Source organism: Candidatus Neomicrothrix sp. (assembly GCF_035329545.1).
Taxonomy (GTDB): domain Bacteria; phylum Actinomycetota; class Acidimicrobiia; order Acidimicrobiales; family Microtrichaceae; genus Microthrix; species Microthrix subdominans.
Window position 1 is genome coordinate 1 of sequence record NZ_DAOLGP010000033.1, and the last position, 11,703, is coordinate 11,703.

Genomic DNA, 11,703 nt, shown 5'->3' on the forward strand with positions numbered 1-11,703 from the left:
CAGCACACCCGCCACACGCAGTCCTTGACGACGGCCGCCGGGGGCAACCATCATCACCCCGCCGACCTCAACGACCCCTCACAAGTGGTCCCATGCAGCTGGCGCAGCCCTGGTCCCTATCAACTGGCGCATGACAACTTGCGAGCCATGTTCTGGGCGCTGCGCATTGACTTCTGCATGTGTTCAGAGCTGGTCAAGCAGATGGGCCACCAGGTCGCCACCGTCGACGCGCCGATCCCTAGGCGGAACGCGGGTGCCCGGACACGCTGCCGAGGTGATCGTAGGGCAGCCAGTGCTGTTGGATTGGCGCCGTCCCGGCTTGGGTGCTGGTGAGTCGGTCTGTAGGCGGAGTTCTGTCCGGGAGGTCGTCGCCGACGTCTCCCTGGGTGATCATCCATCTGAGCGGCCGACCCGTAGGTGCCGAAACCGAAGTTTCGGGGGACGGGCAGCCCCAACACCTACTGCTTGGCCTTGCACCGGATGGGGGTTGCCAGCTGCGACGGTCGCCCGCTGCACTGGTGCGCTCTTACCGCACCGTTTCACCCTTGCCTGTGCCCGGCGAGCCGGGCCATCGGCGGTCTGTTCTCTGCTGCCCTGTCCGCGAGGTCGCCCCCGCCTGAGTCGCCTCAGCATCCTGCCCTGTGGAGCCCCGACCTTCCTCGACCGGGTCCCGGCCCGAAGGCCATGCCCGGCCGCGGTCACCCGACCGACTCACCAGCGGGTTCAGTGTGGTGCCGGCTGGCCTGGCACACAAGCCGAGGGCCTATATCCGCCTGGCGGCGACCGTCGCGTGTGGCCTCCGTCTGGCAGGCTCCTCGGGTGAGCGATCCCCGAACGATGACCGCAGCGGTGACGACGTGTCACGGCGGACCGGAGTGCATCGAGGTGGTTCACGACTGGCCGATCCCCAACGTGGGTGCCGGTCAGGTGCTGGTGCGAGTGGCGGCAGCGGCCGTCAACAACACCGACATCTGGTCTCGGGAGGGCGCCTACGGCACCGCAGCCGACCCGCGGGCGGTTGTCGGATGGAAGGGCGTGCTACTGGCGTTCCCACGGATCCAGGGAATCGACATCGCCGGCGAGGTGGTGCGGGTGGGCGGCGGTGTCGACGACGGATGGATCGGCCGCCGGGTGATCGTCGATCCAGCGTTTCGCTACGAGGGAGAGTAGCCGGCCGACATCGCAGGCAGCTAGGTGGACGGCGGGTTCAGCCAGTTCCACGTCTGCGCCGAGCGGCAGCTTCACGATGTGGGCGGCTCGCCCCTGTCGGCGGTGCAGCTGGCATGCCTTCCCACCGCCTACGGCACGGCGCTGGGCATGATCAACCGGGCCGAGTGTGTCGCTGGCGAGCGGGTGCTTGTGACCGGATCGTCCGGGGGAGTGGGCATGGCGGCGGTGCAGCTGCTGGTCGACCGTGGCTGCGAGGTGGTCGCCCACACGAGCGCCTCCAAACGCGAGTTCGTGTCGGGACTCGGTGTGGCGGAGGTGTCGGTTCGGGGGCAGGACATCTCGGAGATCGCGCCCGTCGATGCCGTGGTAGACGTGGTGGGTGGCGACGAGTTTGGGGCGATGATCGACCGGTTGCGCGACGGCGGACGTCTGGTGAGCGCCGGAGCGATCGCCGGTCCGGTCGTGCCCTTCGACATCCGCCGCCTCTACCTGAACCACCGTCGGATCATCGGTTCGACGATGCACACGCGGGACGGCTTCGCCGAGCTGGCCACAATCGCCGTCGCCGGAGGCGTCGAGCCGGTCGTGGCCGAGACCTACCCGTTGGCCGAAATCGCCGAGGCTCAGCGGCGCTTCGCAGCGAAGGACATTGTCGGCAAGCTGGTCCTCGAGCCCTGACCCGGCGCTGCGGCGCTGCGTACACGCAGTTCACCCGGCGACGACGGCGTCATCATCGCCTTCGAGCCGTTCGTGTTCCCGGCGGAGTCGGCGGAACTCCCGGATCCTCAACTGCTTGGGTGGACTTGCCTCCCCGTTGCTGGATGGTACTGATAGTGATACCATCCGAGAGTGGTCAAGATCGACAAAACGGTGGCCGCTATGCGTAACGCACCGCAGAACATCTCGTACTACGACCTCCACTCGGCGTGCGTCCACTTCTTCGGGGAAGCACGCCAGAGCGGGACATCCCACGCCGTATTCAAGACGCCTTGGTCGGGCGACCCGCGACTGAACATCCAGAAATCCAAGGGCGGCAAGGCGAAGCCGTACCAAGTCCGCCAAGCACTCAAGGCCATCGACAAGCTGCAGGAGCTTCAGAAGTGACCGACATCAAGCACTATGCCTATCGAGTCCTGTGGTCTGCTGAGGACGACGAGTTCGTTGCCACCGTTGCTGAGTTCCCGTCACTATCGTGGCTTCATGCGGACCAAGCCGCAGCGCTACGGGGTCTGGTCGATCTCGTCGCCGACATCGTCGCCGACCTGGCGGCGAACGGTGACCCGATCCCGGAGCCGATCGCCGAGCGGCGATTCTCAGGCAAGTTCAACGTTCGCGTTCCCGAGTCCCTTCACCGTGAGCTGGCTCTCTCCGCCGCACAAGAGGGCGTCAGCCTGAACCGACTCGTCAGCGACCGGCTCGCTCGCAACTGACCCAGTCCCTTCCCCGCGAGGGACTGAGAGTGGGTGCCCACGGAGCCGGGACCGCGACGTTCGCGACCGTTGCGGACCGGCGTTTGCCCTAGATGGCGGGTCAGTAGTCGAGACGCTCCGCATCAAACTGGCAGGATGCGGGCGCAGACGGTCTTGGGAATGAGCCGTCCGGGCTCGAACCCGCCGAAGTCACCGTCGTGCTCGTGCAGGTCTCGGCGTTCCGCCCGGCACCCGAACTGGTGGTGGTCATCGCCGTGAAGGTCCCAGCCTTGAACGTCTACGAACAGGTCGAGCCGGTAGAGCGACCATTCCACCTGGTCCCCGGCGAGGCACTCGCCCACGCCAGCGAAGAAGTCGAGCGCAGCCAGCGGCCCGACACCGTGCAGGAACTCGGCCTGACGCCGCACTCGTATCGACGGCAGGTGATCTGAGGCCGTGATGCCAACCATCCCCGCCGGGCGGGTGAGCCGAAACCGGTACTGCCGAACGCCCGGTGCCCAACGAAGAACTCGGACTCTGCCATTGATAGCGGCACCGGTTCCTCCGCAGCGGCTCGTCGTCCCTCCGACACAACCCAACTCCGAGTCGGTGACCGCGCACCTGCTGACGCGCTTCGGTCACCGCGACGACACTCTGACGCAGCCATGAGGGGCCTGCGGGCGTGCAGCCTCGCGGTTAGATACTCTTGAACCATGTCCGATGCAGACCGTATCGCCAGAAAAATGAAGGCAGGCCTTGACTCAGCAGCGGGGCAAGATCGAGCCTCCCGTGAGTCTGAAGTACGGCGCAATCGTGCAGCGCTGCTCGACAGGGGTGAAGCGTTGATATCCGCAATCTTGGGGCGCATGGACAAACTGGGGCACCCCGGGGTTGAGCCAGTGGAGGTGCTGGTCCATCGCAAGCTCCTTGGCACGAAGTATAAAATTAAAGGTGGTTGGCGGCTCGGATACTATCCGGGGAAAAGCTATGGTGATTCGAAGAGCTTTCCTTTCTTCCTCATTTCTGACGGGCGGATCAAAATGGCCAACACCTTCCCGCTTCAGGAGTGGGCCGATGTATCTAAAGCTGGTGTCAGCGAGTCCGATCTCGACCGCATAGTTCACGGTCTGGAAGAATTTGACAGTCGACTGTCCTGATATTTGAGGAAATCGCAATCAGTTGCATGATTGACTCGATCGTGCTGAACGGCTGTCGAGGTCGTCGACGTCAGGAGCGCCCGAAGTTGGGGGTGGGTCACCGGCAGCGCCAGCCGTGTGCGGGCGCAGCGCGTGGACGTCTGCGTGTTGTGAAAGCCAGTAATGCAGCGGGGCTAACAGATCGCCAGGATCGACGCGTTGCTCTGCTGATGGAAGGCGGGCGCCCGCCGGGTGCCAGCCACGAGGCCAGGTGCTGGCGGGGCTGTCAGTGCTGTTGGATTGGCGCCGTCCCGGCTTGGGTGCTGGTGAGTCGGTCTGTAGGCGGAGTTCTGTCCGGGAGGTCGTCGCCGACGTCTCCCTGGGTGATCATCCATCTGAGCGGCCGACCCGTAGGTGCCGAAACCGAAGTTTCGGGGGACGGGCAGCCCCAACACCTACTGCTTGGCCTTGCACCGGATGGGGGTTGCCAGCTGCGACGGTCGCCCGCTGCACTGGTGCGCTCTTACCGCACCGTTTCACCCTTGCCTGTGCCCGGCGAGCCGGGCCATCGGCGGTCTGTTCTCTGCTGCCCTGTCCGCGAGGTCGCCCCCGCCTGAGTCGCCTCAGCATCCTGCCCTGTGGAGCCCCGACCTTCCTCGACCGGGTCCCGGCCCGAAGGCCATGCCCGGCCGCGGTCACCCGACCGACTCACCAGCGGGTTCGTGTGGTGCCGCGTGGGCCAGCGCACAAGCCGGGGCGCCATCGAGTATCCGTCTACACGCCGTAGCCGCCGTCGACCGCTAGGTGCTGGCCGGAGATGTAGCCCGCTCGGGTGGAGGCCAGGAAGCATACCGCTTCAGCGATATCGGCTGCATCACCGAAGCGCTTCAGGGGGATGTTGGCGGTAGCCGCTGCGAAGTCGACCTCGGCCAGGTCGCCCGAGGCGGTCAGATCCTGGGCCATGCCGGCGGTGGTCATGCCCGGACCCACGCAGTTGACCCGAATGCCGAACCGGCCCTCCTCGGCGGCCAACCCCCAACACAGTTGCTCGACCGCGCCCTTCCCGGCGGCGGACAAACCATCGCGGACGGGAAAGCGTCGGGTAGCGGCGGTGGTGATCGCCACGATCGAGCCCTTGCTGCGGCGCAGGTGGGGGAGTGCGGGCTGGGCCACGTTGAAGAACCCAGCGATCTCGTCGGTCATCTGCGGTGTGAGGTCGCCTGGGTTGATCCGGCTGAGGTGGCGCTGGGGAATGAGCGGTCCGGCGGCGTGCACCAGGGTGTGCAGGCCATCGGCCGAGACCTCCTCGACAAGTGCTGCAGCGCCCTCGGCATCATCAGCCACTAGCTGGTGGGCCGAGCCCCGGCGGCCGGTCGCCTCGATGGCGGCGACCACCTCGGCGGCCCGATCGGCGTTGTTGCGGTAGGTGATGGCCACGTCGGCGCCGCGCCGGGCCAACATGACGGCCACGGCCGAGCCCAGCCCGCCGGAGCCGCCGGTGACCAGCGCAACGCCGTCCAGCCCGGCGAAGTCCTGAGGTTCGTTTTGGTCCATCGGTCCCTCGCTGCGTTTGTTGCCGGTCAGCCGGCGGGGCGGGCGAACGCCGTGGTGTCGAGGTGCTCCTCGAACCCGGCGACGCCCATCTCCCGGCCGATGCCGGACTGCTTTACCCCGCCGAAGGGTACGTCCGCCCCGTACCAGACACCGCCGTTGATCGACATGGTGCCGGTGCGGATTCGGCGACCCACAGCGACCGCCCGCTGCTCGTCGGCGCCAAACACGGCGCCGGACAGCCCGTAGATGGAGTCGTTGGCGATGCGAACGGCATCGTCGTCGTCCTCGTAGGCAATCGCGACCAGCACCGGTCCGAAGATCTCCTCGGATGCAACCGCCATGTCGGGCGTGACGTCGGCGAGCAGGGTCATCTCGAAGAAGTGGCCATCGGGCAGCGCTGCCGGCCGTCCGCCGCCGCACACCACCCGGGCGCCGGCGGCCTCGGCGCCGCGCACGTACTCGTTGACTCGTTGCCATTGCCGGTCGCTGATCAGCGGGCCCATCATCGTGCCCGGGTCGCCCGGATCGCCCGGGGCCATCGCAGCCATCATCTCGGCGATGGCGGTCACCCCCTCGTCGTAGCGGGAGCGGGGGAGCAGCACCCGGGTGGTGAGCGCACAGCCCTGGCCCGCCACCGTGGCGGTGCCGAACGCTGCGGTGGCTGCGGCCAGGCCGAAGTCGGCGACGTCGTCGAGCACGATCGACGCCGACTTGCCGCCCAGCTCGAGAAACACCTTGGTGACGTTGGTGGATGCGGCCGCCATCACCCGGCGGCCCGTGGCGGTGGAGCCGGTGAAGCTGACCATGTCCACCCGGGGATCGCCGGTGAGCAGCTCGCCGATGGCGGGATCGCTCGAGGTGACGACGTTGAACACGCCGGCCGGGATGTCGGTGTGCTCGGTGACCAACCGGCCCAGGGCCAGGCCGCACCACGGGGTCTCCGGCGCCGGCTTTAACACGACGGTGCAGCCTGCGGCCAGCGCCGGGGCGATCTTGGCCAGGTTGATCTGGTGGGGCACGTTCCACGGCGTGATGGCGGCGACCACCCCGATGGGGTTGCGCTCGGTCCAGCGCTCGGCCGGGCCGCCCAGGGTGTCGGCAACGCCGAGCGGCGTGGTCCACTCGTAGCCCTCGGCCAACTCGGCGTAGTAGGGGAGAAACTCGGTGGGGGCGGTGAGCTGCACTGTGGCGCAGGCCGAGCGGGGTGCACCCACCTCGGCGATCGTCAGCTCGGTGAGCTGGTCGGCGTGGTCGACGAGCGCCTGATGGAGCTGACGGAGGCAGCGCACTCGGAGGTCGACGTCGGTGGCCCAGCCGCTCTCGTCGAAGGCCCGCCGGGCGGCGGACAGCGCCGCCTCCACGTCGGCGGGGGTGGCATCGGCGGCCTCGCCCAGCTGCCCGCCGGTGGTCGGATTCTCCACCGGGTAGGTGGCACCGCCCTCGGCGCTGCGCAGCTCGCCGTCGATCAGCAGCCGCTCCTCGTGCCACATCTCGGTGGTGGGCTCGGTGCTCACAGCCGGGTCACCTGACCGCCGTCGACCGCCACGATCTGGCCGGTCATCCAGGCCGCCTCGTCGGACAGCAGAAACAGCACCGGGCCGACGTGATCGGCGGGGGTGCCCAGGCGCTTGATCGCCAGGCTGCTGACCAACGGGTCCTGAAACTCCACGGGCACCTGCTTGTTCATCGCCGCCGTGTCGGTGGGGCCGGGGGCGACGGCGTTGATGCGGATGTTGCGGTGGCCCAGTTCGTGGGCCAGCGATGCGGTGAGGAAGTTGAGGCCGGCCTTGGCCAGGCCGTAGAAGCCGCTGATGCCCATCCACGCAGCCGTCGAGGACTGGTTGACGATCGACCCGCCCCGGCGTTCGTCCGGGCCCTTCGGCTTGCCCATCGGGCGCATGACCGACCGGGTGCAGTGCAGGGCCCCCATCAGGTTCACCGACATGAACGTGTTGAGGTAGTCGTAATCGACGTTGGTCAGGCCGGCCAGCTCCATGTCGCCGAAGATGGCGGCGTTGTTGATTAGGTGGTCGATGCGGCCGAAGGCCTCCAGCGTGGACTCGGCCATGGCGTCGGTGCTGGCCGGGTCGCCCACGTCGGTGGGCACGAACAGGGTCCGCTCGCCGAGCGAGTCGGCCACCGCCTGGCCGGCGGCCTCGTTGAGCTCGGCGATGACCACGTTGGCGCCTTCTGCGTGCAGGGCCCGGGCGTAGGCCTCGCCGATGCCTCCGCCTGCGCCGGTGACGATGGCTGTGCGGTCGGCGAATCGCTGTCGTTCGGCCATATGGGTGTTCTCCAGAGTTGGGGAAGTGAGCATCCCGCTTGACGGGTGACGGTTGACACTACATGATTGGACACGTGTCCACCACGCCTGTCCAAGAGCTGCCTCGGCGGCGCCTGAGCACCAAGCGCTCGCTCACGGTGGACCGGCTGACCGATGCCGCCGTGGACGAGCTTCACGCCACCGGCTACTCGGGGCTGACCGTTCGTGCGGTTGCCGCCCGGTGCGGGGTGGCCCCGGCCACCGCCTACAACTACTTCTCGTCTAAGGAGCACCTGATCGCCGAGGTGTTCTGGCGGCGCATCAGCGCACAGGACGAGGCGGCGCCGCAGGGCCCGGCTGGGTTGGACACGGCGGCTGGGTTGTACACGGCGGCGGGGCGGGCGACCGAGGTGCTGGCCAACTTTGCCCTGGTCGTCTCCAACGAGACCGAGCTGGCCGCCGCCTGCACCGTGGCGCTGCTGGTGGACAACCCCGAGGTGCACGAGCTGCGCCTGAAGATCGGCCGGTTGTTGCACACGCGGCTGGTCGCCGCCCTCGCAGGGCCGGACGACGGCGCCGCGGCGCCGCCCGCTGCGGTGCGCACCCTGGAGTTCGTCGTGTCCGGCGCGCTGATCGAGGTGGGCACCGGCCACCTGCCCTACGACCAACTTCGCAACCAACTCGCCGAGGCGACCTCCGTGATCCTGGGAGACCTGCAATGACCCTGACCACAACGCCGGTGGTGTACGACCCGTATGCCTACGAGATCCACGAGGACCCGTACCCCACCTACGCCCGGATGCGCTCTGAGGCGCCGGTGTACCGAAACGATGAGCGCAACTTCTGGGCGCTGTCCCGCTACGACGATGTGATGGCAGGGTTTCGCGACTCGGAGCGGTTCTCCAACGCCCACGGTGTGTCGATCGACCCGGCGGCCTCGGGCCCCAACGCCCATCGGACCATGTCCTTCCTGGCGATGGACCCGCCCGAGCACGGCCGCATGCGGGGCCTGGTGTCCCGGGGCTTCACCCCTCGGCGGGTGGCGGCGATGGAGGACGACATCCGCGCCCTCACCGTTTCGCACCTCGACGCCTGCCTGCAGTCGGGCTCGTTCGACTTTGTCGGCGACCTGGCCGCCAAGGTGCCGATGGACGTGATTTCCCAGATGCTCGGCGTGCCCCAGGCCGACCGGGAGCGCTTGCGCCGGGCGTCGGACCTGCTGGTGCATCGCGAGGAGGGCGTCACCGACGTCCCCAAGGCAGGGGTCGAGGCGGCGATCGAGCTGGCGGTGTACTACTCGGAGATGATCGCCGACCGGCGGATCAACCCGGGCGACGATCTGGTGAGTGCGCTGTGTGAGGTGGAGACGGACGGCGATCGCCTCACCGACGACGAGATCACCTCGTTTCTGTTCCTGATGGTGGTCGCCGGCAACGAGACCACCACCAAACTGCTCGCCCACGCCTGGTACTGGGCGTGGGCCAACCCGGACGAGCGGGCCAAGGTGTTCGCCGACCCCGCCCGGATTCCGGACTGGGTGGAGGAGACGCTGCGCTACGACACCTCCAGCCAGATGCTGGCCCGGGTGACCACCACCGACGTCACGCTGCACGGCACGACGATCCCCGCCGGCGACCGGGTGCTGCTGCTGGCCGGATCGGCCAACCGGGACCCCCGGCAGTTTCCCGATCCCGACCGCTTCGACCTGGACCGCGACACCACCGGCATCGCCAGCTTCGGCGTGGGACGCCACTTCTGCATGGGCGCCTCGCTGGCCCGGCTGGAGACCCGGGTGGTCCTCGAGGAGCTGACCAAGCGGATCGGGTCCTACGAGATCGATGCCGAGGACGCCAAGCGGGTGCACTCGGTGAACGTCCGCGGGTTCGCCACCCTCCCCACCACTTTTGAGGTTCGCTAATGCCGAGATTTGCCCCCCATCCCGAGCGGCGGGTCGCCGTCGTCACCGGCGCCTCGTCCGGCATCGGTGCGGCCACCGCCAAGTCGCTGGCCGCCGCCGGTCACCCGGTGGTGCTGGGTGCCCGTCGCACCGAGCGCCTCGACGACCTGGCCGCTGAGATCACCGATGCCGGTGGTGAGGCGGCGGCCGTGGCGCTCGACCTCACCGACGATGCCTCGATCGAGGCGTTTGCCAAAGAGGCCCTGGCGGCCTTCGGTCCGATCGATGTTGTCGTCTCCAACGCCGGCGACGTGTACCCCGCTTCGGCCCTCGGCATCGACCCGGACGACTTCGTACGAGCGGTGCAGATCAACCTGACCGGGGCGCACCGCCTGATTAACCGGCTGGGCCGACCGATGGTGGAGGCCGGTCACGGCGACCTGGTATTTGTCACCTCCGACGTCGTCGTGCGCCAGCGGACCCACATGGCCGGCTACGTGGCGGCCAAGTCCGGACTGGAGGGACTGGCCCGGGCCATGCAGATGGAGCTGGAGGGCACGGGTGTGCGGGCGACGATGGTGCGTCCCGGCCCGTCGAGCACCGAGCAGGGCACCACCTGGAGCGAGGACACGGTGAACGAGGTGATGCCGCACTGGTCGGCGTGGGGGCACCTGCGCCACGCCGGAGCGCTGAGGCCCCAGGAGATCGCCGACGTGATCACGTACGTGGTGGCCGTGCCCAAGGGAACGCACCTGACGCTGGTGGAGATTCAACCCGAGGCGCCCGTGAGCGAGAACCGGAGCTACAAGTGACAAGCCAGAGCACGCTGAACGAGCCGCCCCGGGTGTCGGGTGGCGACGAGCCCAACGGCCACCTGGAGGAGCTGCGGCGCGACCCGATCGGCCTGATGCAGCGGGTGCGCGACGAGTGCGGCGACGTCGGCGAGTTCACGCTGGCCGACAAGCAGGTGGTGCTGCTCAGCGGTGCGGAGGCCAACGAGATCTTCTTCCGGGCCAAGGACGAGGACCTCGACCAGGCCGCCGCCTACCCCTTCATGACGCCGATCTTCGGCGAGGGCGTCGTGTTCGACGCGCCCCCCGAGCGGCGTCGGGAGATGCTGCGCAACCAGGCGCTGCGTGACTCCTACATGCGCGGCCACGCCGAGACGATCCAGCGCGAGGTGGACGAGATGGTCGCCCGCTGGGGCGACCGTGGCGAGATCGACCTGCTCGACTGGTTCGCCGAACTGACGATCTACACGTCGTCGTCGTGCCTGATCGGGCGACGGTTTCGCCAGCAGCTCGACGGCCGATTCGCCGAGCTGTACCACGACCTGGAGCGGGGCACCGACGCCCTGGCCTACGTCGACCCCTACGCCGACATCCCCAGCTTCCGTGCCCGTGACACCGCCCGCGTCGCGCTGGTCGAGCTGGTGCAAGAGATCATGGACGGGCGAACCGCCGGGTCCACTGATGACGACGACCGTTCCGATGGGTCCGCCAAAGGCGGCGACGACTCAGACCTGCTCGACATTCTCATGTCGATCACCGACGACGGTACGCCCCGCTTCTCCGCCGACATGATCACCGGCATGTTCATCTCGATGATGTTCGCCGGGCACCACACCACGTCGGGCACGGCGGCCTGGACGCTGATCGAGCTGCTGCGCCATCCCGGCGAGATGGCCAAGGTGGTGGCCGAACTGGACGAGCTGTACGCCGACGGCACCGAGGTGAGCTTTCAGGCGCTGCGCGAGATGCCGCACCTGGAGGGTGCGATCAAGGAGGCCCTGCGCCTGCATCCGCCGCTGATCCTGCTGCTGCGGGTGTCCAACATCGACCTGGAGGTGGGCGGCTGCCACGTGGCCCCCGGCAAGATGGTGGCGGCCAGCCCGGCGATCTCCAACCGGATCCCCGAGGCGTTCGAGGACCCCGACGAGTTCCGGCCCGGCCGCTACCTGACCGACGCCGGCGCCGACGTGGCCAACCCGTGGAACTGGATCCCCTTCGGCGCCGGACGCCACCGCTGCGTGGGGGCCAACTTCGCCATGATGCAGCTGAAGGCGATCTTCAGCGTGCTATTGAAGGACTGGACCCTCAAGGCAGCCCAGCCCCTCGACTCCTACCGCAACGACCACTCCAAGATGGTGGTGCAGCTGGCCCAGCCGTGCCTGGCCACCTACGAGCGGCGCGACCCCACTACGGCGACAGCGGCGACCGAGCGGTCGGGTGGCAATGTCACGTCGGCTGACGTCGGTGCCGCCGGACCGGTCCA

The 11,703-nt window shown here is 68.2% G+C and carries 12 protein-coding genes, 2 other RNA genes and 1 pseudogene; 9 read left to right on the forward strand and 6 right to left on the reverse strand.

Annotated elements, in window-relative coordinates; genetic code table 11:
* Window positions 1-326: 326 nt before the first annotated feature.
* Window positions 327-714: RNase P RNA component class A (gene rnpB, locus PKD89_RS15440), an RNA gene on the reverse strand.
* A 105-nt stretch (window positions 715-819) separates the two neighbouring features.
* On the opposite strand from rnpB (PKD89_RS15440), the gene PKD89_RS15445 reads away from it, so the two are divergent.
* The 4 genes from PKD89_RS15445 to PKD89_RS15460 all read left to right on the forward strand — a co-directional run bounded on the left by PKD89_RS15445 (window position 820) and on the right by PKD89_RS15460 (window position 2,600).
* Complete coding sequence (locus PKD89_RS15445; RefSeq protein ID WP_287374118.1) at window positions 820-1,170, forward strand: alcohol dehydrogenase catalytic domain-containing protein; 351 nt, start codon at window positions 820-822, stop codon at window positions 1,168-1,170.
* A 24-nt stretch (window positions 1,171-1,194) separates the two neighbouring features.
* Entirely contained in the window at window positions 1,195-1,848 is a 654-nt protein-coding gene (locus tag PKD89_RS15450) for a zinc-binding dehydrogenase (protein ID WP_289012637.1), read from the forward strand.
* Between the two features lie 171 nt (window positions 1,849-2,019).
* Window positions 2,020-2,274 (forward strand): hypothetical protein, encoded by a 255-nt coding sequence (locus tag PKD89_RS15455; RefSeq protein ID WP_289012636.1) that lies wholly within the window; start codon window positions 2,020-2,022, stop codon window positions 2,272-2,274.
* A complete protein-coding gene (locus PKD89_RS15460; protein ID WP_287392336.1) occupies window positions 2,271-2,600 on the forward strand; it encodes a type II toxin-antitoxin system HicB family antitoxin in 330 nt (109 codons plus the stop codon). The genes PKD89_RS15455 and PKD89_RS15460 overlap by 4 nt, the downstream gene beginning before the upstream one ends.
* A 122-nt stretch (window positions 2,601-2,722) precedes the next feature.
* Here the strand turns inward: PKD89_RS15460 and PKD89_RS15465 are convergent, their stop codons facing one another.
* Window positions 2,723-3,049: a hypothetical protein gene (locus PKD89_RS15465; protein ID WP_289012635.1), complete on the reverse strand. Its 327-nt coding sequence runs from the start codon at window positions 3,047-3,049 to the stop codon at window positions 2,723-2,725.
* A gap of 243 nt (window positions 3,050-3,292) precedes the next feature.
* Between PKD89_RS15465 and PKD89_RS15470 the strand changes: the two genes are divergently transcribed.
* The gene (locus tag PKD89_RS15470; RefSeq protein ID WP_289012634.1) at window positions 3,293-3,736 is read left to right on the forward strand and encodes a hypothetical protein; all 444 of its coding nucleotides are present in this window, start codon (window positions 3,293-3,295) and stop codon (window positions 3,734-3,736) included.
* Window positions 3,737-4,038: 302 nt separating this feature from the next.
* Here PKD89_RS15470 and rnpB (PKD89_RS15475) read toward each other — a convergent pair.
* From rnpB (PKD89_RS15475) to PKD89_RS15490, 4 genes are all read right to left on the reverse strand, one after another.
* Window positions 4,039-4,426, reverse strand: an RNA gene (rnpB, locus tag PKD89_RS15475) — RNase P RNA component class A.
* Window positions 4,427-4,489: 63 nt separating this feature from the next.
* Window positions 4,490-5,269 (reverse strand): SDR family NAD(P)-dependent oxidoreductase, encoded by a 780-nt coding sequence (locus tag PKD89_RS15480; RefSeq protein WP_289012633.1) that lies wholly within the window; start codon window positions 5,267-5,269, stop codon window positions 4,490-4,492.
* Between the two features lie 26 nt (window positions 5,270-5,295).
* The gene (locus PKD89_RS15485; protein ID WP_349257363.1) at window positions 5,296-6,759 is read right to left on the reverse strand and encodes an aldehyde dehydrogenase family protein; all 1,464 of its coding nucleotides are present in this window, start codon (window positions 6,757-6,759) and stop codon (window positions 5,296-5,298) included.
* A 20-nt stretch (window positions 6,760-6,779) separates the two neighbouring features.
* Entirely contained in the window at window positions 6,780-7,553 is a 774-nt protein-coding gene (locus PKD89_RS15490) for an SDR family oxidoreductase (RefSeq protein WP_289012631.1), read from the reverse strand.
* Between the two features lie 74 nt (window positions 7,554-7,627).
* Between PKD89_RS15490 and PKD89_RS15495 the strand changes: the two genes are divergently transcribed.
* The 4 genes and pseudogenes from PKD89_RS15495 to PKD89_RS15510 form a co-directional block, all read left to right on the forward strand.
* Window positions 7,628-8,254, forward strand: a complete 627-nt coding sequence (locus tag PKD89_RS15495; protein ID WP_289012630.1) for a TetR/AcrR family transcriptional regulator — start codon at window positions 7,628-7,630, stop codon at window positions 8,252-8,254.
* Window positions 8,251-9,450, forward strand: coding sequence for a cytochrome P450 (locus tag PKD89_RS15500; protein WP_289012629.1), 1,200 nt, complete (start codon window positions 8,251-8,253; stop codon window positions 9,448-9,450). The genes PKD89_RS15495 and PKD89_RS15500 overlap by 4 nt, the downstream gene beginning before the upstream one ends.
* Window positions 9,450-10,241 carry an SDR family oxidoreductase gene (locus tag PKD89_RS15505; protein ID WP_289012628.1) on the forward strand — a complete coding sequence of 264 codons (792 nt, stop codon included), beginning with the start codon at window positions 9,450-9,452 and terminating at the stop codon, window positions 10,239-10,241. Before PKD89_RS15500 ends, PKD89_RS15505 begins: the two co-directional genes overlap by 1 nt.
* Window positions 10,238-11,620 (forward strand): annotated as a pseudogene (locus PKD89_RS15510) (cytochrome P450); the annotation flags it as partial. The gene PKD89_RS15505 and the pseudogene PKD89_RS15510, both read left to right, overlap by 4 nt.
* Window positions 11,621-11,703: the final 83 nt, after the last annotated feature.

Excerpts from the sequence above, each read along its gene's own strand:
- PKD89_RS15465 (WP_289012635.1), bottom strand. The coding sequence starts at position 3,049 with ATGGTTGGCATCACGGCCTCAGATCACCTGCCGTCGATACGAGTGCGG.
- PKD89_RS15470 (WP_289012634.1), top strand. The coding sequence starts at position 3,293 with ATGTCCGATGCAGACCGTATCGCCAGAAAAATGAAGGCAGGCCTTGAC.
- PKD89_RS15480 (WP_289012633.1), bottom strand. The coding sequence starts at position 5,269 with ATGGACCAAAACGAACCTCAGGACTTCGCCGGGCTGGACGGCGTTGCG.
- PKD89_RS15485 (WP_349257363.1), bottom strand. The coding sequence starts at position 6,759 with ATGTGGCACGAGGAGCGGCTGCTGATCGACGGCGAGCTGCGCAGCGCC.
- PKD89_RS15490 (WP_289012631.1), bottom strand. The coding sequence starts at position 7,553 with ATGGCCGAACGACAGCGATTCGCCGACCGCACAGCCATCGTCACCGGC.
- PKD89_RS15500 (WP_289012629.1), top strand. The coding sequence starts at position 8,251 with ATGACCCTGACCACAACGCCGGTGGTGTACGACCCGTATGCCTACGAG.
- PKD89_RS15505 (WP_289012628.1), top strand. The coding sequence starts at position 9,450 with ATGCCGAGATTTGCCCCCCATCCCGAGCGGCGGGTCGCCGTCGTCACC.